The sequence below is a fragment of the Aureimonas flava genome, assembly GCF_003583935.1.
Classification (GTDB): Bacteria; Pseudomonadota; Alphaproteobacteria; order Rhizobiales; family Rhizobiaceae; genus Aureimonas; species Aureimonas flava.
Genome location: NZ_QYRN01000003.1, coordinates 359,749 through 384,257, shown reverse-complemented (window position 1 = coordinate 384,257; position 24,509 = coordinate 359,749). Strand labels below are relative to the sequence as shown.

The window sequence follows — 24,509 nt, the reverse complement described above, 5'->3', positions numbered from 1 at the left end:
GAACTGGTGGCAGGCCCGCTTCTAGCGGCTTTGCGAACCCGTGCGCGTTCGATCGACAAAGGCCGCTCCGGACCCCCGGCGGCCTTTTCCTTTTGAGGGGCCCTGGGGCCGGCGCTCAAGATGGAGTGGATGGCATGACCCTCAAGACCCCGGGCGACGGCGCGCACGTCTACGTGACGGACGGCGGCGTGACGATCACGCGCAGCCGCCGCGACGTCGCCTACGACGCCGCGATCGAACCCTACGTGGACCGGCTCGACACCCGTCGCGGCGCGGTCTTCTCGTCGAACTACGAGTATCCCGGCCGCTACACGCGCTGGGACACGGCCATCGTCGACCCGCCGCTGGTGGTCACCTCGTCCGGCCGTTCGGTCGCGGTGGAGGCGATGAACGAGCGCGGGCGCGTGCTGCTCGACTTCGTGGCCGAGGCGCTGGAGGGGCATGCGGACGTCGCGGCCGCCGCGCGCGGCGCGGATCGCCTGGACCTGACGATCGCCCTGCCGTCGCGCGCCTTCACGGAGGAGGAGCGTTCGCGCATGCCCACCGTGTTCTCGGTTCTGCGCGCGATCGTTGCCCTGTTCCGCTCCGACCAGGATTCCGACCTCGGCCTCTACGGCGCCTTCGGCTACGATCTTGCCTTCCAGTTCGACAAGGTCGAGGAAACGCTGGAGCGCCCGGCCGACCGGCGCGACCTCGTCCTTTTCCTGCCGGACGAGATCCTGATCGTGGATCACTACGCGGCCAAGGCCTATGTCGAGGAATACGCCTTCGAGAAGGGCGGGCGCACCACGGCGGGCCTCCCCGGCGGCGGGCCGGATGCGCCCTTCGTGGCGTCGCGGGCCGAGGTTGCGCGCGGCGATCACGAGCCGGGCGAATACGCCGCCCTGGTGCGCCGCGCCAAGGAGAAGTTCATGCGCGGCGACCTGTTCGAGGTCGTGCCGGGCCAGACCTTCTACGAGCGCGTCGAGCATCGCCCGTCCGAGGTCTCGCGGCGGCTCAAGGGCGTCAACCCGTCGCCCTATTCCTTCTTCATCAATCTCGGGGCCAACGAGTTCCTGATCGGGGCGAGCCCGGAGATGTTCGTGCGCGTGTCCGGCCGCCGGGTCGAGACCTGCCCGATCTCCGGCACCATCCGGCGCGGCGAGGACGCGATCTCGGATTCGGAGCAGATCCTCAAGCTCCTTAACTCCAAGAAGGACGAATCCGAGCTCACGATGTGCTCGGACGTCGACCGCAACGACAAGAGCCGCGTCTGCGAGCCGGGATCGGTGCGCGTCATCGGCCGTCGCCAGATCGAGATGTATTCGCGCCTGATCCATACGGTGGACCATATCGAGGGCCGCCTGCGCGAGGACATGGACGCCATGGACGCCTTTCTGTCGCACGCCTGGGCGGTGACGGTGACCGGCGCGCCCAAGCTCTGGGCCATGCGCTTCATCGAGAGACACGAGAAGAGCCCGCGTGCCTGGTATGGCGGCGCGGTCGGCATGATGCACTTCAACGGCGACATGAACACCGGCCTGACGCTGCGCACCATCCGCCTCAAGGACGGGGTGGCCGAAGTGCGCGCCGGCGCGACGCTGCTTTACGATTCCAACCCGGAGGAGGAGGAGGCCGAGACCGAGCTCAAGGCCTCCGCCATGCTGGCGGCGGTGCGCGAGGCCGGCAAGCCCAACGCCGGCGGAGGGGAGCGAACGCGCGCCCGCGTCGGCGAGGGCGTCCGCATTCTCCTGGTGGACCACGAGGATTCCTTCGTCCACACGCTCGCCAACTACTTCCGCCAGACAGGCGCCGACGTGACCACCGTGCGCACCCCGGTGCCGGAGGAGGTGTTCGAGCGCGTGGCGCCCGACCTCGTGGTGCTGTCGCCCGGCCCGGGCAACCCGGACGACTTCGACTGCCGGGGCACGATCGCCGAGGCGCGCAAGCGGCAGATGCCGATCTTCGGCGTCTGCCTCGGGCTCCAGGCGCTGGCCGAGGCCTACGGCGGCACGCTGCGCACCCTGCATGTGCCGGTGCACGGCAAGCCCTCGCGGGTGCGCGTCTCGAAACCGGGCATCATCTTCTCCGGCCTGCCCGGCGAGGTCACGGTCGGGCGCTATCACTCGATCTTCGCCGACCCCGTGCGCCTCCCGCGCGAGTTCGAGGTGACGGCGGAGACCGAGGACGGCGTCGTGATGGCCTTCGAGCATCGGCACGAGCCGGTCGCGGCGGTGCAGTTCCATCCCGAGAGCATCATGAGCCTCGGGGCCGAGGCGGGGATGCGGATGATCGAGAACGTGGTGGCGCACCTGCCGCGCCGCGCGCGGGAAAAGGCGGCCTGATGACGGCGTCGGCGATGGCGATGGCGGACGATTCCGGCCGTCTGGTGAAGCGCACGGCGATGATGACGATCGCCGTCGCCTGCCTCGTGCTCGGCATCAAGTATGCCGCCTACTGGGTCACCGGCTCGGTGGCGCTGTTCTCGGACGCGCTGGAATCGATCGTCAACGTCGTCGCGGGCCTCGTCGCGCTGTGGGCGGTCAGCGTCAGCTACAAGCCGGCCGACGTCGACCATCCCTACGGGCACACCAAGGCCGAATATTTCTCGGCGGTGGTGGAGGGGGTGCTGATCGTGGTCGCCGCGCTGGTGATCCTGCGGGAGGCCTACGGCGCCTATCTCGTGCCGCGCGCCATCGAGGCGCCGATGCTGGGCATCGCGATCAACGGCGTCGCCACGGTGATCAACCTGTTCTGGGCGCTCCATCTCCTGCGTCAGGGGCGGGCGCACCGCTCGCCCGCGCTGGATGCCGACGGGCGCCACATCATGGCCGACGTCGTCACCTCGGTCGGCGTGCTCACGGGGCTGGCGATCGCGGGCGCCACCGGCTGGGCGATCCTCGACCCGGCGCTGGCGGCGCTGGTCGCGCTCAACATCCTGCGGGAGGGCTGGAAGGTGGTCGCGGCCTCTCTGTCCGGCCTGATGGACCAGGCGCTCGACCCGGCCGACGACACGCGGGCCCGCGAGATCATCTCCGCCTCGGCACAAGGGGCGATCGAGGTCCACGACGTGCGCACCCGCATCGCGGGCCGCGCCGTGTTCATCGAATTCCACATGGTGGTGCCGAGCCAGATGCGCGTGGTCGACGCCCACGCGATCTGCGACCGCATCGAGGACGCGCTGCAGGACGCCTTCGCCGGCGCGCGCGTGCTGATCCATGTCGAGCCGGAGGGCGAGGCCAAGCAGGTGGGCGTGCCGGTCCTGTGAGCCTCGACCCGGCCAAGGGGTCGGCAACCTGTTGGGCAGCAAAAAGGCAGCTTAACTTACTTTAATGACGGACTGTTCACCGTTCGCCGCTCGTATTGTGGGCAGCGGGCGCCTAAATGGGAAGCATCGGACGACGCAAACAAGATCTCTCGCTTCCTCCCCTATGGCGAAGACCATTTCTTGCGGCGCTGAGTTTTTCATAAGGACAAGAACAATGAAGATTTCCGTCTTTGCTTCGGCTGTTGTCGTTTCCCTCGCCGCCCTGACCGGTGCCGCGTCCGCTTCCGGCCTCATCCCCGGCTCCGATACTTACGAGCGCGCTGCCGACGGCGTCGCCGTCAACAGCGTGATCCGTGGCGAGACCGCCGCCGCTCCCCGCGCCACCGTGGTCGAGACCCGCTCCTTCGGCTATCCCGCCGCGACCGGCGCGGCCGTGAACGTCGTTCCGGGCTCGCGCTTCGAGACCCGCGCGGCCGATTCCAACGCCGTGAACTCGGTGATCCGTGGCGACGCCCGCGGCTCCTACGTTCCCAGCGAGGCAGTGCTGGTCCGCATCGTCCCGGGCTCCGACTCGTTCTGAGCCCGATGTCGGGCGGCTTCGCCCGCCCGACCGACCGCAAGGCCCGATCCGCGAGGACCGGGCCTTTTTCGTGTTCCCCGCCGTTTCCGGCTTGCCTTCCGAGCCGTCCCCGGCCATCCTGTGGGCGATGAGCGACGCCTTCGCCCCCTTCGGCCCCACGGCCCGTACTTGCGCGCAGATGCGAGGCGCGATGGCGCGTCCGCTCGCCGGCCTGCTTCGCCTCGTCCTTATCGGCGACCGTCGGGCCCGTTGATCGAAGGGGCGCCCGGCGGTCGAGCCGGCGCGCGACACCCTCGCCAAGCCTCCAGTCTCTTCGGCTTTACATCCCCATTCAAATCCTGAAAGACGCGCGTCAGCCGGCCTTCGTGCCGCTCCGTCTTCGCCGAACGAGCAAGGTTTCGTCATGTCCGCATCCGTACCGGTGATGCCCAAGGCTTCCGAGAAGTACCAGTCCTATCCCCAGGTCGACCTGCCCGACCGCCAGTGGCCCGCGCGACGCATCGAGAAGGCGCCGATCTGGTGCTCGGTGGACCTGCGCGACGGAAACCAGGCGCTGGTCGACCCGATGGGCCAGGAGCGCAAGTCGCGCATGTTCGCGCTGCTCAAGCACATGCGCTTCCGCGAGGTGGAGATCGGCTTTCCGTCCGCCTCACAGACCGATTTCGACTTCGTGCGCTGGTGCATCGAGGAGGGCGGGGTGCCCGACGAGATGTCGCTCCAGGTGCTGGTGCAGTGCCGGCCCGAGCTCATCACGCGCACCTTCGAGAGCCTGGAAGGGGCGCGCAACCCGATCGTCCACTTCTACAACTCGACCAGCGAGCTGCAGCGCCGCGTCGTGTTCGGCAAGGATCGCGCCGGGATCCGACAGATCGCGGTGGATGCGGCCCAGATGATCGCCGAGATGGCCGATAAGGCCGGCGGCGGCTTCCGCTTCGAGTACTCGCCGGAGAGCTTCACCGGGACCGAGCTCGATTTCGCGCTGGAGATCTGCAACGCCGTTACCGAGGTCATCCGCCCGACGCCGGAGAACCGGCTGATCCTGAACCTGCCGGCGACGGTCGAGATGTCGACGCCCAACGTCCATGCCGACCAGATCGAATGGATGAGCCGCAATCTCGACAAGCGCGACAGCATCATCCTCTCCCTGCACCCGCACAACGACCGGGGCACGGCGATCGCGGCCACCGAGCTCGGCCTGATGGCAGGGGCCGACCGGGTCGAAGGCACGCTGTTCGGCAACGGCGAGCGCACCGGCAACGTCGATCTCGTGACCCTGGCGCTCAACATGTACACGCAAGGGGTGGACCCCGAGCTCGACGTCTCGGACATCAACCGGATGAAGGACGTCTACGAGCACTGCAACCAGCTCGCGATCCCCGAGCGCCATCCCTATGTCGGCGAGCTGGTCTACACCGCCTTCTCGGGCTCGCACCAGGACGCGATCAACAAGGGCATGAAGGCGGCGAAGGTCGCCAACAAGCCGCAGTGGGAAGTGCCCTACCTGCCGATCGACCCGCAGGACGTCGGCCGCTCCTACGAGGCGATCATCCGCATCAACTCGCAATCCGGCAAGGGCGGCATCGCCTACGTTCTCCAGGCGGACCACGGCATCAACCTGCCGCGCAACCTCCAGATCGAGTTCCGAGAGGACATCCAGCGGATCACCGACGAGGAGGGCAAGGAACTTCCCGTCAAGCGCATCTACGAACGCTTCATCGAGCGCTACGTGGAACAGCCCGGCGGGCGCTTCGCCTATGTCGAGCACGTGACCCGGCCGGAGCAGGGGCCCTCGCGCCGCACGGTGACCGCGACGATCCGCGACGGCGACCGGACGCTCGAGATCGAGGGTCGGGGCACGGGCGCGATCGACGGGTTCATCGACGGCCTGTCGCGCCACCTCGGGGTCGAGCTCTCGGTCGCCGACTATTCGGAACACTCGCTGCAGCGCGGCTCCAACGCATCGGCGATCGCCTACATGGAGATCGAGCATCCGGACGGTCGGGCGTTCGGTGCCGGCATCGACCAGAACGCCACCACCGCCTCGCTGCGCGCGATCGTTGCGGCGGCCAACCGGATCGTGGATAGTCGCGGTTAACGAAACCTTTCCGGTGAGGTGCCGTTCCGGCTTCGCGAAAGCCAGGGGCGATACGCATGAAATCCGTACGGCGGGCCATGATGGCCCGCCGCGCGAGGTCGAGGTGGCATGATGATGGAGTCCAAGGGCGCCCTGTCGGTGTCGAGCGGGACGAAGCGGCTGGCCGATGCCGTGCGCGCGGCCAAGATCGCTTCGTCGCAGCGCACCGACATCGTCGTGGACATCCGCGAAGCGGACCGGGCGCGGCTCGAGATCTTCGCCGAGGAACTCCAGCCGATCGTCGACGCCGTGCCGGCGGACGACGACCTTTTCGACTTCACACTGTCGGGCGGCCCGCAGCCACGGTTCTGGATCGATGGAACGGCGCAAGTCCTGATGGCGCGCGACCGGCGCACCTACCGCTTCGTGCGCGACACGCGCCTCGGCCGGGTGACGCTCGCCGAATCGGGCGAAAGCCGCATGATCGTGGACAGGGTGACCGAATACGTCGCCGAGCGGATGGTGGAGCGCGACCGCGCCCTGGCCGCCTCGGACGGCATCGGCCTTCGCCCCGCCGAACGCCCGGCCGCCGCCGCGGCGGCGGCGCTGGAGCCGATCCGCCTCGCGCCGCGCCCGCGCTCCACCGACTTCGTGATCGCCCTCTCGTGGCTGATGATCGGCATCGTGGTGGGCGCCGGCGTGCTGATGGCCTTTGCGGCCTATCGCGGCGCGCCGCTGGTCTGACCGGCCCTAGCGACGGCCCGCCGGGCGCGGCAGCGCCAGGACGACGCCGCCCGCCACCAAGCCCCAGAAGGGCGCGCTGATCCCGAAGAACACCGTGCCCGACGCCGTGACCAGGAAGCACAGCGTCGCCGCCTCGCGCTGCGACGCGTCCGCCATGGCGCTGCCGATCGAGGCCGAAAGCGCGCCCACCAGCGCCAGGCCCGCGATCGCCTGGACCAGGAGCGGCGACTGCGCCACGAAGGCCGTGATGAAGCCGGCCGAAAGCCCGAACGCCACGTAGGCCACCCCGGAGACGACGCCTGCCCACCAGCGCCGGCTCCGGTCCGGACCCGCCTCGTCCCCTGCGCAGATGGCCGCCGTCATCGCGGCGAGCGCCACCGCGTGGCCGCCGAAAGGCGCGGACACGAGGCTCGCGAGGCCGGTGCCGGCGAATACGCTCGGCGGCGAGGGGTCGAAGCCGTTGACCCGCATCACCGCGATGCCGGGGATCGTCTGCGACGCCATGTTCACCAGAAACAGCGGCAGGCCGAGGCCGAGCGCGGCGGCCGGGGTGAACTGCGGCCATGTCCAGGCCGGGTGCGGCACGGCGAGCGCGGCGGAGCCGGAGACCCCCGGTCCCGTGGCCAGCACGATCGCGACCACGACGAGGGCCGCGGCCGGCACCGCGAAGCGGCGGTTCCACAGGCCGACGAGAAGCCATGTTCCCGCGACCGCCAGCCCGGCGGCGGGCGACTCGGCCACCGCCCGCACGGGCGCGAGGCACAGGGGCAGGAGGATGCCGGCGAGCATGGCGCTGGCGAGCGACAGCGGAATGCGCGCCACCAGCCGCCCGAGCGGGCGCACGAGCCCGGCGGCCAGCATCAGCGCCCCGGCCACCAGGAAAGCGCCGACCGCGGCCGGAAAGCCGCCGTCCGGCATGCCCGAGGTCGCGAGCAGCGCCGCGCCCGGCGTCGACCACGCGATCGACAGCGGCAGGCGCGAGCGCAGGCACATGAGGATGCCGGCGAGGCCCATGACGACGGACAGCATCATCAGCCCGGCCGCCGCCTGCGCCTCGCTGGCGCCCGCGCCCCGCAGGCCTTGCAGGATCACCGGGAACGAACTGGCGTAGGCGACGAAAGCGGCGAGCAGGCCGGCCGAGACGGCGGACAGGGGAGGGCGGGACATGGGGCTGCCGATCGATGCGCCGGAGGATGGCGACGACTTACGGCATGCCGGCGCCGGGCGGCAAGCGCGGTCGCCTCAGGCGGTCTGCCGGCCTTCGGCCGCGACCGCGGTGCCGTCGCGCATGAGGCGCCGCTCGCGCACCCAGTCGATGCCGCCGCCGTCGGCCCGGAAGCCCCGCTCGCGCTGGATCAGAGACCAGTCGCCCGCCTCGCCCTCGATCTCGAACAGGCTGTAGCGTGAGGCCGGCTTGGAGCCGCCGACGTTCTGGCTGGCGGAGGGGATGCCGGCAACCGGGACCTTCTCGCCGCCCGGTCCGGTGAGCCAGTACAGCGTGTCGAGATGGGTGTGACCGTGCAGCACGAGCTCGGCGCCCGCATCGTGGATCACCTTGGAGAAGAACTGCTTGCCGATCAGCCGCTTCGACCAGGCCGCCGCACCCGCGATCGGCGGGTGGTGGATCATCACCACGCGGAACAGGCCGCGCGCCTTGGCCTCCTCCAGCATGCGCGCGGTGGCGAGCGCCTGCCCGCGCTTGAACGTGCCGGTGGCGAAGAACGGCGCGGTGGCTTCGGCGCTCGAGGTGCCGATGATGGCGACGGAGCCGCGCACGCGCATGTAGGGGTAGTGACGGTGGTGCGGCGCCAGCCCGTCGTCGCCGACGAGGTAGGGGTGCCATTCGTGGTAGACGCGCTTGAGGGCGCCGGGCACGTAGGCGTCGTGGTTGCCCGGCACCACGGAGACCCAGCGCGGGTCGCCGAGGTCCTCCAGCCAGATCCGGGCCCCGACGATCTCCTCGCGCGTGGCCAGATTCACCAGGTCGCCTGTCACGGCCACGTGGTCGGGCGCCTGGGCCTTGAGGTCGGCGACGAGCCGGAGCAGCGTGTCGCCGAACATGGCCCGCTTCCGGTTGCGCTGCCAGTTGATGTAGCCCGTGATGCGCTTGGACGCGAGCTCGCGATAGGACAGCTCGGGCAACGGGCCGAGATGGATGTCGGACAGATGGGCGAGACGAAACATGGCGGATGAACTAGCCGGATGGACGGCGATGGGAAGGGGATCGGCATGACGCCGTGGCTGTCGCGCCCCTTGGGTCGGGCGCTGCGGATATGGGGGCTCGCGACCCGCTCGATGACGCTCGGCGCGCGCATCGTCGCCCTCGACGGGGAGGGACGCGTGTTCCTGGTGCGCCACGGCTATCGCGAGGGCTGGTACATGCCGGGCGGGGCGGTGGATCCCGGAGAGAGACGGCGCTGGAGGCCGTCCGGCGCGAGGCGCGCGAGGAGGGCAACCTCGTGTGCGAGGAGACCCCGAGGCTCGTCGGGATCTACTACAACCGCCGTGAGGGGCGCGACCACGTCCTCGTCTATCGCTGCGACCGCGTGCGCCAGTCGGCGCCGCGTCGGCCCGACTGGGAGATTGCCGACAGCGGGTTCTTCGCACTCGACGCGCTGCCGCACGACACGACGCCCGCCACGCGACGGCGCCTCGCCGAGGTCCTGAACGGCGAGGATCCGACCGCCGACTGGTAGCTCAGGCCGCCGGCAGGCGGTCGCGCCCGTGCGGCCGATCGAGCGCGAGCTCCGGCCCCAGCGGCACGATCCGCGTCGGGTTCACCATGTCGTGGCTCTCGTAGTAGTGATGCTTGATGTGGTGGAAGTCGACGGTCTCCCGCACGCCCGGCCACTGATAGAGCTCCAGCATGTAGCCCTGGAGGTTGGGGTAGTCGGCGATCCGGCGCAGGTTGCACTTGAAGTGCCCGTGATACACCGCGTCGAAGCGGATCAGCGTGGTGAACAGGCGCCAGTCGGCCTCCGTCAGGCGGTCGCCCGCGAGGTATCGCTGGCGCGACAGACGGTCATCGAGCCGGTCCAGCGTCTCGAACAGCGCGTGGAACGGTGTCTCGTAGGCCTCCTGCGTGGTCGCGAAACCGCATTTGTAGACGCCGTTGTTGACCGCCTCGTAGACCTCCTCGTTGACCGCGTCGATCGCGCTCGCGAGCGCGGCCGGCCGCATGTCCACCGAGGCGTCGCCGAAGGCGTCGAACGACGTGTTGAACATCCGCAGGATCTCGGCGGACTCGTTGTTGACGATGGTGTTCTCGCGCTTGTCCCACAGGACCGGGACGGTGACGCGGCCGGTGAAGTCGGGGTCGGCCTTGAGATAGACCTCGTAGAGGCGCGCGGCGCCGTTCACCGTGTCCGGAATGGTGCCCGGCCGATCCGAGAAGGTCCAGCCCTCGGCGCCCATGAACCAGTCCACCACCGACAGCGAGACGACGTCCTCGAGCCGCTTGAGCTTCCGCAGGATCAGGGTGCGGTGCGCCCAGGGGCACGCCAGCGAGACGTAGAGATGGTAGCGCCCCGCCTCCGCCGGCACGGCGTCCTGCCCTTCGGGGCCCGGCTCGCCGTTCGGCGTCACCCAGCGGCGGAACGCGGTCCGGCTGCGCTCGAAGCTGCCGCCGGACTTGGCCGTGTCGTACCACTTGTCCACCCACTTGCCGTCCACCAGAAGGCCCATTCGTCCGCTCCCTCGCACCGTTCGGCCGCCCGTCGCTCGGCTATCGACGCGGCGCTCAGGCGATGATATGGAGCGTGCCGGCCGAGAGGCAGTCCCGACGACCACGAGTTTCTTCCGATGCTGCGACGACGACGCCAGGAGGCGGCACCAGCCGCCCGAGCCCACGCCGCCACCGCCTGACCCGGCCCTCCGGGCGAGCGCGGCGGAGCCGTCAGCGTCTCTTCGTCAGGACCCGTCCATGCTGTCCATCGTCCAGGATCTCGACCTGCGCTTCTGCGCGGAAACCGCCGAACTCGCCGCCGCCATCGAGGATATCGCCGCCGAGGCCTTCGGGCCGGGGCGCTTCACGCGGGCCGCCGAGCGGGTGCGCGAGCGCGCGCCCCACGACCCGGCCCTGTCGCTGGTCGCCATCCTGGGCGGCGAGGTGGTCGGCTCGGTTCGCCAGACGCGCGTTGCGATCGGCGGCGTGCCGGTGGTGATGCTTGGACCGCTCGCCGTGCGGCCCCGGTTCAAGAAGCGGGGCATCGGCCGGACGCTTCTGGCCATGGCGGCCGAGGCGGCGCGGCAGGCGGGCGAGCGGGCGATCTTCCTGGTGGGCGACCGCGCCTACTACACACCGCTCGGCTATCGGCCGCTGCCCGTCGGCTCGGTGGTCATGCCCGGCCCGGTGGACGAGACCCGCATCCTCGGCCTCGAACTCGTGCCCGGCGCCCTCGAGGGCGTCCACGGCGCGGTGGAGCCGCGCCGCTAGACCAGACCCTCGACCTCGGTGGGCAGGGAGGTGCGGTGCCCGAGATCGGCGCCGTGCCGCTCCAGCCAGAGCTCGGTCGCCGCGCGGCCGAGGTCGCGCAGGTCCGTCAGCTCCGACCAGCGCGTGTCGAGCTTGCCGACGGCGCCGCGCCGCGTCAGCTCCTCGCCGGCCGAGATCATGTGGAGCCGGAGGCTCGCGATGTGGCGCAGGACGGGGTTCTCGAGGTCCTCGCCGCGCACGAGCCGCTTGGTCTCCGTCAGCATCCGCAGGTCACGCATCAGCGAGGTGTTGAAGGTGATCTCGTTGACGCGCGCCATGATCTCCTCGGCCGTGTCGGGCACGCCGGGCCGCACGAAGGGCGTCACCTGCACGATCAGGAGGTCGGCCGTGCCGTGGTCGGTGGCGAACAGCGGCGTCAGCATCGGGTTGCCGAGATAGCCGCCGTCCCAGTAGTGCCGCCCGTCGATCTCCACGGCACGGAACACGTCCGGCAGGCAGGCGGAGGCGAGCAGCGCGTCCGCGGTCAGCTCCCCGCCCGAGAACACGCGAACGCTGCCCGCCTCCACGTCGGTCGCCGAGACGAAGGTCGGGATCAGGGTCTGGCTCTGGAGCAGGGGCAGGTCGATCGCCTCCTCCACCACGGCGCGCAGCGGATTGCCGCCGGGGCGCGTCGGGCTGTAGGGCGAGACGAACTGGCTGAACGAGCGCAGTTGCTCGATCGCCTGATGGACCATCGAGCGCGGGAAGGGAAAGAAGGGGAGGCTGCTTTCCACCACGCCGAGCGGCGAGCGGGCCGACACCGTTTCCCAGAGGCGATGCAGCGCCTCGCGGGCGCCCTCGCGACCGCCGCTCGCCATGCCGGCCGAAAGGCTCGCCGCATTCAACGCGCCCGCGCTCGTGCCGCTGACGGCCGCGATCTCGATCGTCGGGTCTTCCAGGAGGCGGTCGAGCACCCCCCATGTGAAGGCGCCGTGCGCGCCGCCGCCCTGCAGGGCGAGACAGATGCGGGACATGCCGTTCGAGCCTTCCGTCCGGACCTCCCAGCCTCCCATGCCGCATGGCCGGACGGGAAGGTCCGGGAACACGCCGCAAGGGCGAGATAGGTCAGCGACCCTCGCGATACCAGGTGGCCGAGAGGGCGAGCAGCAGCACCGCGAGGCCGAGGAACCCGGCGAAGAGCGGCGTGCGGTCGACGCCGCGCAGCACGCTTTCCTCCGTGGTCTTCAGGCCGATCCAGTCGCGCCCCTCCGCGTCCGCCCGGCCCGACACCGGCACGACGCGCGGCACCGACACGTCGCCCGTCGCCTCCGCCAGCCGGCGAACGGAGCCGCGCGTCGCGTCCGCGATCGGCTGGAGCTTGGCCGTGGTGGAGATCGCCTCGCGATACTCGCGCGGGTTCACCGGGCCGACATGGGCCAGCGCGCGCAGGTCCCCGTTGGCCACCTGGTAGAGGCCGAGCTCGTCGGCCTGGAGGCTGCCGCGCCATTCGCCTTCGTCGCCCTGGGCGAGCGGGAGCTGCACCGCGCGGCCCGAGGGGGTGACCACGGTGGCGGGACCCGGATCGTCGCCGATCGTGTGGCGCGTGACGGTGAGCTCGGTGCCGAGGCTCTCGGCATCGAGCGCCTCCTCCTCCAGTTCCGGCTCCTTCATCAGCCAATGGGCGAGGCGGCGGAACAGCGGCACGTGCGGGCCGCCGCCCTCGTAGCCGCGCGACCACAGCCAGCCCTGGTCCGACAGAAGGAGCGCGACGCGGCCCTCGCCGGCGCGGTCGAGGATCAGGAGCGGCTTTCCGTCCGGCCCCGTCATCACGGTCTCGCCGCGCGTCTGGCCGACGTCCACCGAGCGGAACCACGGGCTCCAGTCCGGCGGCATCGCCCTGGCGCCGGGAAGGTCGCGCGTGACGGGATGCTTGCGGCCGATCTCCGACAGGACCGGGCGGAAGGCGCGCTGGTCCACCTGCCCGGTGGGCATCGCCGGCAGGATGGCGCTCAGCGGCGAGTTGGCGACCGAATCGGGCCCGGCATATTCAGGCCCGGAGGCGATCAGCATGGCGCCGCCGTTCTGCACGTATTGCGCGATGTAGTCGTAGTACAGCGTCGGAAGCACGCCGCGCCTCTGGTAGCGGTCGAAGATGATGAGGTCGAAGTCCTCGATCTTCTCCACGAACAGCTCGCGCGTCGGAAAGGCGATCAGCGACAGCTCGTTGATCGGCGTGCCGTCCTGCTTCTCGGGCGGGCGCAGGATGGTGAAGTGGACGAGGTCCACCGCCGCGTCCGACTTCAGGAGGTTGCGCCAGGTCCGCTCGCCGGCGTGTGGCTCGCCCGAGACGAGCAGCACGCGCAGGTTCTCGCGGATGCCGTCGATCACCGCGATGGCGCGGTTGTTGACCGGGGTGATCTCGCGCGCGTCGCGCGCCGCCGAGAGCTCCACGATGTTCTTGCCGGCGCGCGGAAGGGTGATCTGCACCTGCGCGTCCTGCCCCGGCACGGCGTTGCGCCGCTCCACGAGGTCGCCGTTCAGGAAGATCTGCACCTCGACCGGGTTGGCGGACGCGCCCTGGCCTTCCTCCACCACGCGAAAGGTCAGGGTCTGCGGCTGGTCCACCAGGGCGAAGCGCGGCGAGGTGACGAGCTCCAGCCGCCGGTCGAACTCGTCGGGGCGGCCGGTGACCAGGGCATGGACCGGCGCGTCGAAGCCCAGCGCGGCCGCGGCGTCCGGAATGTCGTGCACCTGCCCGTCGGTGACCATGATGGCGCCGCCGACGCGCGCGGGCGAGACGTCGCGAAGCCCGTCGCGCAGCGCGGCGAACAGCGCCGTGGTCGCGTCGCCGTCGCCGGCCGAGCGGGCCTCGATCGTGCGCACCTCGAACTGCGGATAGGCGGCGAGGTTCTGCCGCAGCCGCTCCAGCGCCGCGTCGGTCTGGGCCGTGCGCTCGCCGATCGTCTGGCTCTGGCTCCGGTCCACGACCACGGCGACGACGCTCTTCAGCGGATCGCGCTCCTCGCGCAGAACCACGGGGTTGAGAAGCGCGAGGATCAGGGCCGCCAGCGCCAGGCTGCGCACCACCGCGCCGCGCATGCGCGCCGCCAGCAGCGCCACGGCCAGCAGCGCGGCCGGCACCGCCAGGATCGCGATCACGGTCCAGGAGAAGAAGGGCGAGACGTCGATCGACCAGGTCATGGGGTCATTGTCCCAGGCGCTCGAGAAGGGCCGGCACGTGGACCTGGTCGGCCTTGTAGTTGCCCGTGAGCACGTACATCACGATGTTGACGCCCGCCCGGTAGGCGTATTCGCGCTGCGACGGGTCGGCGTTGTCCGTGGGGAAGACGAACAGCCCGTTGTCGTCCACCGCCCAGGCGCTGGCGAGATCGTTGGACGTGATCATGATGGACGAGACGCCGTCGCCCGCGCTCGCCGGCCGCGCCTCGGCATCGGCCGAGCGCACCAGGGATTCGACCCATAGGTCCGAGCCCGTGTGCCGGCCGGGGAAGCTGTCCATGATGTAGAAGGCCTTGGTCAGGACGTGGTCGCGCGGCACGGGCTCCAGCGGCGGGATGTCGAGATCGGCCAGGATGTCGCGCAGGCGTCGCTGCCCGGCCGAGACCGTGGTGCCCGACAGGTCGCCCATCGCGTCGCCCTCCACGTCGAACAGCACCGTGCCACCCTGCTTCATGTAGGCGTCCACCCGGCTGATCGCCTCCTGGCTCGGCATCGGAGCTGAGGCGCGGATCGGCCAGTACAGGATCGGATAGAACGACAGCTCGTCGGCCGCGATGTCGACCGCCATGGGCGGGCCGGGCTCCAGCGCGGTCTTGGAGGCGATGAACTGCGACAGCCCGTCGAGGCCCTGGCGCGAGATCTCGTCGGTGGCGGCCTCGCCGGTCTCCACATAGGCGAGGTGCGTGGTCTCGGTGGCGGCGATCGCGCGCGCGGCGTCGATGCCCTCCAGCCCCTGCGTCGCGAGCGCGGCGGGCGAGGGGGCGTCCTGCGCCTCGGCGCGGCCGGGCAAGCCACCCATGCCGGCGAGAAGCGCGGCGGCCACCAGGAGCGCCGCCGGCGCCGCCGGGCGGGCGAGCCCGCGCCGCAGACGGGCGAAGCCGCCGTTCAGCCACAGGAGCGCCAGCGCATCCAGCGCGAACAGCGCCACGGCGCCCGCGAACAGCCAGGGCGTCAGGTCGGTGGCGCCCGCCGTGCCGTAGGCGCGCGCGGCGACGGGCGCGCCGAGGTCGAACGCCTGCAGAGGCCGCAGCGTGGCGTCGGCGCCGAGGAGGTTCAGGGCGCGGTACCCCTCGGCCGTGCCGTAGAGGCCCGGCGGGGTCTCCGGGCCCGGCACCGGCGCCGCGCCCGGGCGCAGCAGCAGCGGGCGCACGTCGGGGCCCGGCTGCACGAGGCGCGCCTGCCCGTTCATCACGCGATAGGGCGGCAGGCTGGTCTCGGCGGTTCCGCCGTCCGTGCCCGACGCCCCGCGCGACAGCGACACGATCCGGCGCAGCATGTCCACGAAGGCGCCCGAGATCGGCAGGTTCGACCAGGTGGCCTCGGCGGTGGTGTGGAACAGGACGATGGTGCCCGCGCCGCGCGCGGCGGCGGTGACGATCGGCGTGCCGTCGGCCAGGCCCGCCCAGGTGCGCTCGGATAGGTCCGCCGAGGGTTCGGCCAGGATCTGGCGCGAGACCGTCACGTCGTCCGGCACCGTGATGCCGGCAAACGGGCTGCCGTCGGGGATCGGCGCGAGCCGCTGGGGCTCCGACCACGACAGGGCGCCGCCGAGCTGCCGCTCGCCGCCGCGCAGCCGCACCGGGACAAGCGTGTCCTCCGCCGTGGAGGCGGCGAGGCGCGGGCCGGCGAAGCGCACCAGCGTGCCGCCGCTCTCGAGGAAGCCGTTCAGCGCCTGCGTCGCCGCGTCGGGCAGGACGCCGATGTCGGCCAGCACGATCACCGAGGGGCGTTGCTCGATCAAGGCCGGGATCGCCGTGCCGAGATCGGCGCTGTCGGCGCGCACGAGGTCGGCGAAGGGCTCCAGCGCGCGGGTGATGTAGTAGAGCGGCGAAAGCAGCGGCTGCGCGAGGTCGGCGGCCTCGCCCGACACCAGCGCCACGCGCCGGCGCTGGAAGCTTTCGTCCACGAGGCGCACGGAGGCCGCGTCGTTGAGGCCGTCGCGCTCGATCCGCGCGACGTCGTTGCGCAGTTCCACCGGGATGGCGAAGCGCGCCTCGGCCTCCGTCGAGCCGGCGGCGAAGGCGAGCGGCGCGCGGCCGATCTCGCGCTCCTGCGCGTCCAGAGCGCGGAGCTGGTAGGTCGCGGGGCCGGGGTCGCCCGCGGGGCGCACGGCCTGCACCACCAGAGCTTCGGTCGTGTTCTGGGCGCCTGTGAGGCCGGTCAGCGCCGCCACGGGCGGTGCGTAGAGCATGACCTGCGAGGGGCCGAGCGAACGCAGACTCTGCGCGGCGGCTTCCAGCCCGCCGCCGTCGAGCCCGTCGCTCAGGAAGGCGAGGCTGGCGCCGGTGCCGCCGCCGGCGAGGGCGGCGAGGCGTTCGGCCGCCGCCGCGCGGTCGGGCGCGATCGGGCGCGGCTCGGCGGCGGCCAGCCGCTCCAGCGCGGTCGCGGCCTCCACGGGCGCCGCATCGTTGGCGGCACCCTCCGCGGTGAGCAGCAGCGACACCGGCCGCCCGGCCTCGCCCGCCTCGCGGATCAGCTCCTCGGCGGCCGCGCGCCGCTCGTCCCAGTCGCGCGCGCTGGCCCATCCGTTGTCGAGCATGACGACCACGGGACCGTCGCCGGTCAGCGCGCTTTCGCGCGGGTTGAGGATCGGCGCGGCCAGCGCCAGGATCACCAGCGCGGCGAGCAGCAGCCGCAGCAGCGTCAGCCACCAGGGGCTGCGCGCCGGCGTCTCCTCGCGCTTGAGCACACGCTCGAGGATGCGCAGGGGCGGGAAGGTCTCGGTCTGCGGGCGCGGCGGGGTCAGCCGCAGCAGCCACCAGATCGCGGGCAGTGCGAGAAGGCCGGCCAGGAGCAGCGGGGCGCCGAAGGACAGGGCTCCCATCAGGCTCGCGCCTTCATGGCCTGCGGCTGGCCGCTGAGATGGCCGTGCACGGCGACCAGCGGCTCGGAGGCGAGACGGTCGGTCGCGTGGAACGTATGGCTCCAGCCGAGCCGCCGGCAATGCTCGCCGAGAAAGCGGCGGCGCGCCTCGAAGGCGTCGCGGTAGAGCTCGCGCAGCGCCTCGGCGCGCCCGGCGGTGAGCTTGGAGCCGGTTTCCGGGTCCTGGAACTCGGTCCGGCCGGAATAGGGGAAGGCGACCTCGGCCGGGTCCGCCACCTGGACCAGATGGCCGCGCACGCCCTGGCGCGCCAGCGTGTCCACGCGTTCGGTCAGCGCGTCGATCGGGTCGAGGAAGTCGCCCACCAGCACGATCTCGCTGAAGCGCCGGAGCCGATCGGTCGCGGGGAACCCCCCGGCCGGCCGGTTGGTGTGGAGGGCGGCGGCGATGCGCTCGGCCGCGTTGCGCGCCGAGACCGGCGCGAGCACGCCCGGATAGCCGATCCGCTCGCCCGAGCGCGCCAGGAGTTCGGCCAGCGCCAGCACCAGCACGAGCGCGCGGCTTTCCTTGGACACCAGTCCCTCGCGGCTCTGGTAGAGCATGGAGGGCGACGGGTCGGCCCAGAGCCAGACGGTCTGGGCGGCCTCCCATTCGCGGTCGCGCAGGTAGACGTTGTCGTCGCGCGCCGAGCGGCGCCAGTCGATGCGCGAGACCTGCTCGCCGTCCACGAAGGGGCGGAACTGCCAGAAGTTCTCGCCCGTGCCCCGCCGCCGGCGCCCGTGCCAGCCGGTGGCCACGGAGGCGGAGACGCGGCGCGCCTCGACCAGAAGGTCGGGCAGGAGGGCCGCCCGCTGGCGCGCGCGATGCAGCGCCTCGCGCCCTGTGACGGCGTCCGCGATGCGACCCACAGCCGCCATGGCGTCAGCCGGCCTGCTTGGCGAGACGGGCGATCACCTCGCGCACGCCGATCCCCTCGGCCCGCGCGGCGAAGTTCAGCGCCATGCGGTGCTGCAGGATCGGCTCGGCCAGCGCACGCACGTCGTCCACCGAGGGGGCCAGGCGCCCCTCGTAGAGCGCGCGGGCGCGCACGCAGGTCATCATCGCCTGCGAGGCGCGCGGCCCGGGGCCCCACGCGACGTGCGTGTCGGCCTCCGCCGAGCCCTGTCCAGGCCGGGCCGAGCGCACCAGCGAGAGGATCGCGTCGACCACGCTCTCGGGCACAGGCATCCGGCGCACCAGGGTCTGGATCTCGCGCAGCCGGTCCGCCGTCACCACGCCGACCGCCTTGTCCTCGGCGACGCCCGTGGTGGCCATGAGGATGCGCCGCTCCGCCTCCATCGAAGGGTAGTGCACGTCCACCTGGCACAGGAAGCGGTCGAGCTGCGCCTCGGGCAGGGGGTAGGTGCCCTCCTGCTCCAGCGGGTTCTGGGTCGCCAGCACATGGAAGGGCGCGGGCAGGTCGTGCCGCTCGCCGGCCACCGTCACGTGATATTCCTGCATCGACTGAAGCAGGGCGGACTGCGTCCGCGGGCTGGCGCGGTTGATCTCGTCGGCCATCAGGAGCTGGGCGAAGACCGGCCCGCGCACGAAGCGGAAGGAGCGTCGGCCCGTCTCGTCCTGGTCCATCACCTCGGTGCCGACGATGTCGGACGGCATCAGGTCGGGCGTGAACTGGACGCGGCGCGCGTCGAGCCCGAGAACCACGCCGAGCGTCTCCACCAGCTTGGTCTTGGCCAGACCCGGCACGCCGACCAGCAGCGCGTGGCCGCCGGCCAGGATCGCCACCAGCGTCTGCTCCACCACGCTCTCCTGGCCGAAAATGACGCGGGCGACCGATTCGCGCGCCTTCGCGATGTCGCCGAGCGCGCGCTCGGCTTCCTCCACCATGGCGCGCGAATCCAGGACGGGCTCCGGGTGGGCGATAATCGTCATCCTTCGGGGCCTTTCGATGAGTCGCGTCGCGATGGTCGACGGCGGCGGATGGCCCCATAGAATCGAGGCCGGCGTCGTCTGGCAAGCACCGGGACGCGCGACTATCTGGTGACGGCCAAGCCCGGCCAAAATAAGACGCGCGGGACACCGCCCGCCACCGGGCGAAGCCCTGGAAGGCAAAGCATGATGTCGCAGCCACCCGACGACCCGTCCGCCACCGCATTCCCCGGCGACGTCTCGCTGGAGGCGCTGGTCTCGCGCGCCGAGCGGGCCGGCCTCTCCGCCCCGCCGGTGGAACGCTGGGACCCGGCCCATTGCGGGACGATCGACATGGCGATCGACGCCGAGGGCCGCTGGTTCCACGAGGGGCGGCCGATCGACCGCCCGGCGCTGGCGCGCCTCTTCTCCAGCGTGCTGCGGCGCGAGCCGGACGGCGGCTTCGTGCTGGTGACGCCGGCCGAGAAGTTGCCGATCCGCGTGGCGGATGCGCCCTTCGTGGCGGTGGAGATGAGTGCCGACGCGGGACGCCTGAGCTTCCGCACCAACATGGGCGACGTGGTGGAGGCGGACACGGCCCATCCGCTCCGCTTCGAGGCGGACGCCGACGGTGCGTTTCGCCCCTACGTGCTCGTGCGGGGCGGGCTGGAGGCCCGGCTCACCCGCGCGCTCGCCTTCGATCTCGCCCAACGCGTCGAGGAGCGGGGCGGCGAGGCGGGTATCGCCTCGGGTGCGGCGTGGTTTCCGGTGCCGCTGCCGCACGGTGCCGATGTCTGAGCCCCGGTTCGATGCCGCCGACCTGCGCGCCCGCCTTCTGGCGCGCGGACCGGGCGTGCTGGAGCACGACGCGGGCGACCATGTGCTCAACCCCGACTGGGAGCAGCTTGCCGAAGGCGCCTCGACGCGCGAGGCGGCCGTGCTGGTGCCGGTGGTGGACCGGCCCGGCGAGGCCGGCGTGGTGCTGACGACGCGCGCCGCGCACCTGCGCAAGCATTCCGGCCAGATCGCCTTTCCCGGCGGTTCGGTGGACCCGGCGGATGCTTCGCCGGAGGCGGCCGCCCTGCGCGAGGCGCGCGAGGAGGTCGGCCTCGATCCGGCCAGCGTCGAGGTGCTCGGCCGCCTGCCGCGCTACCGGACCACGACCGGCTTCCGCATCACGCCGGTGATCGGCATCGTCCCGCCCGACTTCGTGCCGCGCCCCGATCCGGCCGAGGTGGCCGACGCCTTCGAGGTTCCGCTCGGCTTCCTGATGAACGCCGCCAACCATGCTCGCGACAGCCGCGTCTGGCAGGGCAGGCCGCGATACTTCTACACGATGCCCTTCGGCGATCGTTATATCTGGGGCGTGACGGCGGGCATCCTGCGCACGCTGTATGAAAGGCTCTACGCATCATGACGCGCATCCAGGCGGACTGGCTCCGCGATCCCGCCCTCCAGGCCCTCCTCGCCGCCCTGTCGGCGGGAGGCGAGGAAGCGCGCGTGGTCGGCGGTGCGATCCGCAACACGCTGATGGACCGTCCCATCTCCGACGTCGACGTGGCCACCACGACGCTGCCGGCCGAGACGATCGCCCGCGTGGAGGCGGCCGGCCTGCGGGCGGTGCCGACCGGCATCGAGCATGGAACCGTGACCGTGGTGGCCGAGGGGCGTCCGTTCGAGGTGACGACGCTCCGCCGCGACGTGGAGACCGACGGGCGCCATGCCAAGGTGCTGTTCGGCCGCGACTGGGCGCTCGATGCCGGGCGTCGGGACTTCACCATCAACGCGCTCTACTGTGACGCGCAAGGGCAGGTCCTCGACTTCGTGGGCGGCATCGCCGACGTCGGAAGCGGGACGCTGCGCTTCATCGGCGATGCGGGCCAGCGCATCGAGGAGGACTATCTGCGCATCCTGCGCTTCTTCCGCTTCTTCGCCTGGTACGGGCACGGGCGGCCGGACGGGGAGGGCTTGCGGGCCTGCTCGCGCCTTAAGGAAGGGCTCGACCGCTTGTCGGCGGAACGCGTCTGGGGCGAGTTGCGCAAGGTTCTCGGCGCACCGGAGCCGGCGCGCGCGCTCCTGTGGATGCGCCAGGCGGGCGTGCTCGGCCGCGTCCTGCCGGAAAGCGAGAAGTGGGGCATAGACGCCATCCACGGCCTCGTGGATACGGAACGCCTCTACGGCTGGGCGCCGGATCCGATCCGCCGGTTGGAGGCCGTCGTGCCGCCGGACGCCGCGCGCCTGCGCGCCATGGCCGGGCGGCTGCGGCTGTCCAATGCGGACCGCGACCGGATCGTCGCCTGGGCGATGGCCGAGATGCCGCTCGACGAGGGCGACGGCGCCTTCCGCGCCCGGCTCTATCTCGGCGACCGGTCCGCGCTGTCCGACCGCCTGTCGCTGGCGCTGGCCGCCGAGCGCACCGCCGCCGCGCAGAACCCGGATCGCCTTGCCCAGGTCGCGCGCCTTGCCGCGCGCCACGAGGCCGCCGTCCGTTTCGATCCGCCGCCGTTTCCGCTGTCGGGCCACGATCTGGCGGCCGCAGGCATCGGGCCGGGGCCGGAGGTCGGCCGCACGCTCGACAGGCTGAAGCGCAGCTATGCCGAGAGCGGATTCGTGCTCGGCCGCGATGCGCTGCTGAAGCTGGTCTGACGCCAAACGAAAAGCGCGGCCCCATCCGCCGATGGAGCCGCGCCCGAATATTCGTGTCGCCGGACCGCTGCGGCCCGAAACCGGTCAGTGCTTGACGGTCTCGTGGGTCCCGTCGCGGAACGCGTCCATCATGCGCTGGGAGATCGTCTCCACCCCGAGCTGCTTGGCCTGCGTCACGGCGCGGCGCATCACCTCCGCCTGCGACTCGGCGCGGATCACGCGCTCGCAGCCTGGAATGACGCCGTGGCAATCGAGTTCATACATCACAATCCTCCCTGGTCGATCCTTCGGCCGCGCTCGTGCGCTGGCCGTCTGCCCTTCGAAACCATGCGGTCGGAATGCACGTCCCTTCCCGGATCTTTCGCCCCGAGACACCAGCTCGTCCTCGGCGGACGATGGCTGGACTACACGAACCTTATCAGGACTTCGCGATCTGTGAACAGGAGGTTTCTGGCGCTTTAACCAATTCGTGTCCGTCTGCGGACAGATAGGTTTCGCACCCGGTCGGAACAGGCCGCCCGATGCCGATCGTCAGCCCGGAAACGATTATTTACGGCCACTTCACGACCGGCGGCAGGGAGGACAGGATCGAGGCGACGTTGCCGCCCGTCTTCAGCCCGAACAGCGTGCCGCGATCGTAGAGGAGGTTGTATTCCACGTAGCGGCCACGCCGCACGAGCTGCTCGTCACGCTCGGCCTCGTTCCACGGCGTTTCGGCGTTCTGTCGCACGAGATGAGGATAGACCACCAGGAACGCCTTGCCGACGTCGCGCGTGAAGGCGAAGTCCGCCTCCCAGCCGCCGGCCTCGTCGGGCGAATGAAGCCAGTCGTAGAAGATGCCGCCGACGCCGCGCGGCTCGCCCCGGTGCGGCAGGTGGAAATACTCGTCGCACCACGCCTTGTAGCGATCGAAGCTCGCCACCTGCGCGTGCCGGTCGCAGACGAACTTGAGCGCCTTGTGGAAGGCGCGCGTGTCCGGGTCTTCGGCGGTGCGCCGCGCGTCGAGCATGGGCGTGAGGTCGGCGCCGCCTCCGAACCATTGTCCGGTGGTCACCACCATGCGCGTGTTCATGTGCACGGCGGGCACATGCGGGTTGCGCGTGTGGGCGATCAGGGAGATGCCCGATGCCCAGAAGCTGCGGTCGCTGCTCGCGCCGGGGATCTGCGCGGCGAAATCCTCCGACAGCTCGCCATGGACGGTGGAGGTGTGGATGCCGGCCTTCTCGAAGACGCGTCCGTCGTGCAGCATCGACATCGTGCCGCCGCCGCCGGTTTCGCCCCGCGTCCAGGGCGTGCGCTCGAACCGGCCGGCCGGCAGGCCGCCTTCGGAGCCGAACTCGTCCTCCAGGTCCTCGAACGCCTTGCAGAGCCGGTCGCGCAGGGCCTCGAACCAGGCCTTGGCCTCCGCCTTCTTGGCGTCGAGATTCTCCGGGAGGCCCTGCGGCAGTTCGGGACGTTCCATAGCGTTCGTGGATCCTCGCTGGCGGGCCGGTTTCGCGGGGAACCGGCCGGACATGCGCCCTGGCTAGCAGGTGCGGAAGCGTTTCGGAAGCGATCCGTCGTCGGCGCCCCGGCGGATGCGACTCGAACTCCGCCGCGCCCAGGCCTATATTGCCGGACAACTGGAGCCAGCCGAAACAGGAGCGCGACGGTCCGATGGCGCCGCTTCCCCCGCCACCCCTGGAAGGCCTGCGCCGGCAGCTCCGCGCCCGGCGCGCGGCGGCCCCGCGCGACAGCTTCGTGCGCGAGACCTTCACCCTGCCGCGCCCCGAGGCCCGGACCAAGGCGCGCGAGTGGTTCGCGCGCTATCCCAAGGCCGCCTACTGGACGCAGGTCGAGAGCTGGCGCCTGCTGCCCGGCGGCGAGGTCGAGTTCACGATGCGCCGCCTGCCGAGCGCCGATTGAGCCGCTCCCGCAGATGGGGCAGCGCGCCACGCGTCGGCGCGGTCAGGGGCTCGGGCAGCGCGTCCAGCGCGAACCAGTCCAACCCGTCGTGCTTGTGGGGCTCCGTGATCGCCGGCTCGCCCGCCGCGTCCTCCACCACGTAGACCGGCGCGAACCAATGGTCGCCCGCATCGCGGTCGATCTGGTCCACGACGCAGAGGAGCTCGCGGGCGACGATGCGCAGCCCCGTTTCCTCCAGCACCTCTCGCGCCGCGGCAACATTCGCCCGCTCGAACAGGTCCACCTTGCCGCCGGGCAGGCCCCAGGCCCCCGCTTCCGGGGCGCCGCGCCGCCGGATCAGCAGCAGCCTGCCACCCCGCAGGATGGCCGCGCCGGTGCCGAGCCGGGGTTCTCGCGCGCTCATGCCGCGCCCCTCGCGCGCAGTTGCCGCAGCGCCTCGCCGGCCACCATGGCGGCGCTGACGGCAAGGTTCAGCGAGCGCGCGCCCGCCACCATCGGGATCGTCGCCCGCACGTCCGCCAGCGCGTGCACCGCGTCCGGCACGCCCGCGCTCTCGCGCCCGAACAGAAGCGTGTCGTCGGCGCGGAAGTCCAAGGCGTGGTAGGGCAGCTCGGCCCCGGGTGGTCAGAAGCACCAGCCGCCGCCCGGCGGCTCGCCGCGCGGCGTCGAAGGCGGCGAAGTCGACGTGCCGCGTCAGTCGCGCCATGGCGAGATAGTCCATGCCGGCGCGCCGGAGCGCCCGGTCCGACAGGTCGAAGCCCGCCGGCTCGACGATCTCGACATCGAGGCCGAGGCACGCGCCGAGCCGCAGGATCGTGCCGGCATTGCCCGCGATGTCGGGCTGGTAGAGGGCGATGGAAGGGGACATGCCTTCCGATAGACGACCGCCCGGCGCACGCATACGCCCCGTTTCGTGAAATCGTCGTCGGA

The 24,509-nt window shown here is 71.4% G+C and carries 21 protein-coding genes and 2 pseudogenes; 11 read left to right on the top strand and 12 right to left on the bottom strand.

Translation table 11 applies throughout. The annotated features are described in order from the left end of the window. Positions 1–134: 134 nt before the first annotated feature. From D3218_RS07455 to D3218_RS07430, 5 genes are all read left to right on the top strand, one after another. Positions 135–2,324 (top strand): anthranilate synthase, encoded by a 2,190-nt coding sequence (locus tag D3218_RS07455; protein WP_119539259.1) that lies wholly within the window; start codon positions 135–137, stop codon positions 2,322–2,324. Beyond that, positions 2,324–3,247, top strand: coding sequence for a cation diffusion facilitator family transporter (locus D3218_RS07450; protein WP_425359294.1), 924 nt, complete (start codon positions 2,324–2,326; stop codon positions 3,245–3,247). The genes D3218_RS07455 and D3218_RS07450 overlap by 1 nt, the downstream gene beginning before the upstream one ends. Positions 3,248–3,461: 214 nt before the next feature. Next, positions 3,462–3,827: a hypothetical protein gene (locus tag D3218_RS07445; RefSeq protein ID WP_119539258.1), complete on the top strand. Its 366-nt coding sequence runs from the start codon at positions 3,462–3,464 to the stop codon at positions 3,825–3,827. Between the two features lie 403 nt (positions 3,828–4,230). Next, positions 4,231–5,922 carry a 2-isopropylmalate synthase gene (leuA, locus tag D3218_RS07435; protein ID WP_119539256.1) on the top strand — a complete coding sequence of 564 codons (1,692 nt, stop codon included), beginning with the start codon at positions 4,231–4,233 and terminating at the stop codon, positions 5,920–5,922. A 108-nt stretch (positions 5,923–6,030) separates the two neighbouring features. Beyond that, positions 6,031–6,645, top strand: coding sequence for a hypothetical protein (locus D3218_RS07430; RefSeq protein ID WP_245414955.1), 615 nt, complete (start codon positions 6,031–6,033; stop codon positions 6,643–6,645). A gap of 6 nt (positions 6,646–6,651) precedes the next feature. Here the strand turns inward: D3218_RS07430 and D3218_RS07425 are convergent, their stop codons facing one another. Then, a complete protein-coding gene (locus tag D3218_RS07425; RefSeq protein WP_119539255.1) occupies positions 6,652–7,812 on the bottom strand; it encodes a benzoate/H(+) symporter BenE family transporter in 1,161 nt (386 codons plus the stop codon). A gap of 75 nt (positions 7,813–7,887) precedes the next feature. After that, positions 7,888–8,829: a metallophosphoesterase family protein gene (locus tag D3218_RS07420; RefSeq protein WP_119539254.1), complete on the bottom strand. Its 942-nt coding sequence runs from the start codon at positions 8,827–8,829 to the stop codon at positions 7,888–7,890. A 45-nt stretch (positions 8,830–8,874) separates the two neighbouring features. On the opposite strand from D3218_RS07420, the pseudogene D3218_RS07415 reads away from it, so the two are divergent. After that, positions 8,875–9,341 (top strand): annotated as a pseudogene (locus tag D3218_RS07415) (NUDIX domain-containing protein). A 1-nt stretch (position 9,342) separates the two neighbouring features. Here the strand turns inward: D3218_RS07415 and D3218_RS07410 are convergent. Continuing rightward, on the bottom strand, positions 9,343–10,329 hold the full coding sequence (locus D3218_RS07410; RefSeq protein WP_119539253.1) for a glutathione S-transferase family protein: 987 nt from the start codon (positions 10,327–10,329) through the stop codon (positions 9,343–9,345). Between the two features lie 238 nt (positions 10,330–10,567). On the opposite strand from D3218_RS07410, the gene D3218_RS07405 reads away from it, so the two are divergent. Next, on the top strand, positions 10,568–11,080 hold the full coding sequence (locus tag D3218_RS07405) for a GNAT family N-acetyltransferase (RefSeq protein ID WP_119539252.1): 513 nt from the start codon (positions 10,568–10,570) through the stop codon (positions 11,078–11,080). Here D3218_RS07405 and D3218_RS07400 read toward each other — a convergent pair. The 5 genes from D3218_RS07400 to D3218_RS07380 form a co-directional block, all read right to left on the bottom strand. Beyond that, positions 11,077–12,093 carry a patatin-like phospholipase family protein gene (locus D3218_RS07400; protein ID WP_168990437.1) on the bottom strand — a complete coding sequence of 339 codons (1,017 nt, stop codon included), beginning with the start codon at positions 12,091–12,093 and terminating at the stop codon, positions 11,077–11,079. The two genes, D3218_RS07405 and D3218_RS07400, sit on opposite strands and share 4 nt — an antisense overlap. A gap of 91 nt (positions 12,094–12,184) precedes the next feature. Beyond that, positions 12,185–14,260 carry a hypothetical protein gene (locus tag D3218_RS07395; protein ID WP_119539250.1) on the bottom strand — a complete coding sequence of 692 codons (2,076 nt, stop codon included), beginning with the start codon at positions 14,258–14,260 and terminating at the stop codon, positions 12,185–12,187. A gap of 4 nt (positions 14,261–14,264) precedes the next feature. Further along, on the bottom strand, positions 14,265–17,123 hold the full coding sequence (locus tag D3218_RS07390; RefSeq protein ID WP_119539249.1) for a DUF4159 domain-containing protein: 2,859 nt from the start codon (positions 17,121–17,123) through the stop codon (positions 14,265–14,267). Then, complete coding sequence (locus D3218_RS07385; protein WP_119539248.1) at positions 17,123–18,037, bottom strand: DUF58 domain-containing protein; 915 nt, start codon at positions 18,035–18,037, stop codon at positions 17,123–17,125. The genes D3218_RS07390 and D3218_RS07385 overlap by 1 nt, the downstream gene beginning before the upstream one ends. A gap of 4 nt (positions 18,038–18,041) precedes the next feature. Further along, entirely contained in the window at positions 18,042–19,052 is a 1,011-nt protein-coding gene (locus D3218_RS07380; RefSeq protein ID WP_119539247.1) for an AAA family ATPase, read from the bottom strand. 183 nt (positions 19,053–19,235) lie between these two features. Between D3218_RS07380 and D3218_RS07375 the strand changes: the two genes are divergently transcribed. Genes D3218_RS07375 through D3218_RS07365 form a run of 3 tightly spaced genes read left to right on the top strand, consistent with a single transcriptional unit; the run spans position 19,236 to position 21,674 of the window. Further along, a complete protein-coding gene (locus D3218_RS07375; RefSeq protein WP_245414954.1) occupies positions 19,236–19,826 on the top strand; it encodes a DUF1285 domain-containing protein in 591 nt (196 codons plus the stop codon). Beyond that, complete coding sequence (locus D3218_RS07370) at positions 19,819–20,445, top strand: CoA pyrophosphatase (protein ID WP_119539246.1); 627 nt, start codon at positions 19,819–19,821, stop codon at positions 20,443–20,445. Before D3218_RS07375 ends, D3218_RS07370 begins: the two co-directional genes overlap by 8 nt. Beyond that, complete coding sequence (locus tag D3218_RS07365; protein ID WP_119539245.1) at positions 20,442–21,674, top strand: CCA tRNA nucleotidyltransferase; 1,233 nt, start codon at positions 20,442–20,444, stop codon at positions 21,672–21,674. Before D3218_RS07370 ends, D3218_RS07365 begins: the two co-directional genes overlap by 4 nt. Positions 21,675–21,758: 84 nt before the next feature. Here D3218_RS07365 and D3218_RS07360 read toward each other — a convergent pair whose 3' ends face one another. After that, complete coding sequence (locus tag D3218_RS07360; RefSeq protein ID WP_119539244.1) at positions 21,759–21,938, bottom strand: DUF1059 domain-containing protein; 180 nt, start codon at positions 21,936–21,938, stop codon at positions 21,759–21,761. Positions 21,939–22,224: 286 nt separating this feature from the next. Then, positions 22,225–23,136, bottom strand: a complete 912-nt coding sequence (gene hemF / locus D3218_RS07355; protein WP_119539243.1) for an oxygen-dependent coproporphyrinogen oxidase — start codon at positions 23,134–23,136, stop codon at positions 22,225–22,227. A gap of 194 nt (positions 23,137–23,330) precedes the next feature. On the opposite strand from hemF, the gene D3218_RS07350 reads away from it, so the two are divergent. Continuing rightward, positions 23,331–23,579: a hypothetical protein gene (locus D3218_RS07350; protein ID WP_119539242.1), complete on the top strand. Its 249-nt coding sequence runs from the start codon at positions 23,331–23,333 to the stop codon at positions 23,577–23,579. On the opposite strand, the gene D3218_RS07345 is transcribed toward D3218_RS07350, so the two are convergent. After that, entirely contained in the window at positions 23,548–23,982 is a 435-nt protein-coding gene (locus tag D3218_RS07345) for an NUDIX domain-containing protein (RefSeq protein WP_119539241.1), read from the bottom strand. The genes D3218_RS07350 and D3218_RS07345 overlap by 32 nt on opposite strands. After that, positions 23,979–24,447: pseudogene (locus D3218_RS07340) on the bottom strand (tRNA (cytidine(34)-2'-O)-methyltransferase). The gene D3218_RS07345 and the pseudogene D3218_RS07340 overlap by 4 nt, the downstream one beginning before the upstream one ends. Positions 24,448–24,509 lie beyond the last annotated feature (62 nt).

What these genes read in the sequence shown, in the direction of transcription:
- D3218_RS07365 (WP_119539245.1), top strand. Translation starts at nt 20,442, where the DNA reads ATGACGCGCATCCAGGCGGACTGGCTCCGCGATCCCGCCCTCCAGGCC.
- D3218_RS07400 (WP_168990437.1), bottom strand. Translation starts at nt 12,093, where the DNA reads ATGTCCCGCATCTGTCTCGCCCTGCAGGGCGGCGGCGCGCACGGCGCC.
- D3218_RS07450 (WP_425359294.1), top strand. Translation starts at nt 2,324, where the DNA reads ATGACGGCGTCGGCGATGGCGATGGCGGACGATTCCGGCCGTCTGGTG.
- D3218_RS07445 (WP_119539258.1), top strand. Translation starts at nt 3,462, where the DNA reads ATGAAGATTTCCGTCTTTGCTTCGGCTGTTGTCGTTTCCCTCGCCGCC.
- D3218_RS07370 (WP_119539246.1), top strand. Translation starts at nt 19,819, where the DNA reads ATGTCTGAGCCCCGGTTCGATGCCGCCGACCTGCGCGCCCGCCTTCTG.
- D3218_RS07385 (WP_119539248.1), bottom strand. Translation starts at nt 18,037, where the DNA reads ATGGCGGCTGTGGGTCGCATCGCGGACGCCGTCACAGGGCGCGAGGCG.
- D3218_RS07350 (WP_119539242.1), top strand. Translation starts at nt 23,331, where the DNA reads ATGGCGCCGCTTCCCCCGCCACCCCTGGAAGGCCTGCGCCGGCAGCTC.
- D3218_RS07420 (WP_119539254.1), bottom strand. Translation starts at nt 8,829, where the DNA reads ATGTTTCGTCTCGCCCATCTGTCCGACATCCATCTCGGCCCGTTGCCC.
- D3218_RS07425 (WP_119539255.1), bottom strand. Translation starts at nt 7,812, where the DNA reads ATGTCCCGCCCTCCCCTGTCCGCCGTCTCGGCCGGCCTGCTCGCCGCT.
- leuA (WP_119539256.1), top strand. Translation starts at nt 4,231, where the DNA reads ATGTCCGCATCCGTACCGGTGATGCCCAAGGCTTCCGAGAAGTACCAG.
- D3218_RS07455 (WP_119539259.1), top strand. Translation starts at nt 135, where the DNA reads ATGACCCTCAAGACCCCGGGCGACGGCGCGCACGTCTACGTGACGGAC.
- D3218_RS07360 (WP_119539244.1), bottom strand. Translation starts at nt 21,938, where the DNA reads ATGTATGAACTCGATTGCCACGGCGTCATTCCAGGCTGCGAGCGCGTG.
- hemF (WP_119539243.1), bottom strand. Translation starts at nt 23,136, where the DNA reads ATGGAACGTCCCGAACTGCCGCAGGGCCTCCCGGAGAATCTCGACGCC.
- D3218_RS07410 (WP_119539253.1), bottom strand. Translation starts at nt 10,329, where the DNA reads ATGGGCCTTCTGGTGGACGGCAAGTGGGTGGACAAGTGGTACGACACG.
- D3218_RS07345 (WP_119539241.1), bottom strand. Translation starts at nt 23,982, where the DNA reads ATGAGCGCGCGAGAACCCCGGCTCGGCACCGGCGCGGCCATCCTGCGG.
- D3218_RS07395 (WP_119539250.1), bottom strand. Translation starts at nt 14,260, where the DNA reads ATGACCTGGTCGATCGACGTCTCGCCCTTCTTCTCCTGGACCGTGATC.
- D3218_RS07405 (WP_119539252.1), top strand. Translation starts at nt 10,568, where the DNA reads ATGCTGTCCATCGTCCAGGATCTCGACCTGCGCTTCTGCGCGGAAACC.
- D3218_RS07375 (WP_245414954.1), top strand. Translation starts at nt 19,236, where the DNA reads ATGATGTCGCAGCCACCCGACGACCCGTCCGCCACCGCATTCCCCGGC.
- D3218_RS07390 (WP_119539249.1), bottom strand. Translation starts at nt 17,123, where the DNA reads ATGGGAGCCCTGTCCTTCGGCGCCCCGCTGCTCCTGGCCGGCCTTCTC.
- D3218_RS07430 (WP_245414955.1), top strand. Translation starts at nt 6,031, where the DNA reads ATGATGATGGAGTCCAAGGGCGCCCTGTCGGTGTCGAGCGGGACGAAG.
- D3218_RS07380 (WP_119539247.1), bottom strand. Translation starts at nt 19,052, where the DNA reads ATGACGATTATCGCCCACCCGGAGCCCGTCCTGGATTCGCGCGCCATG.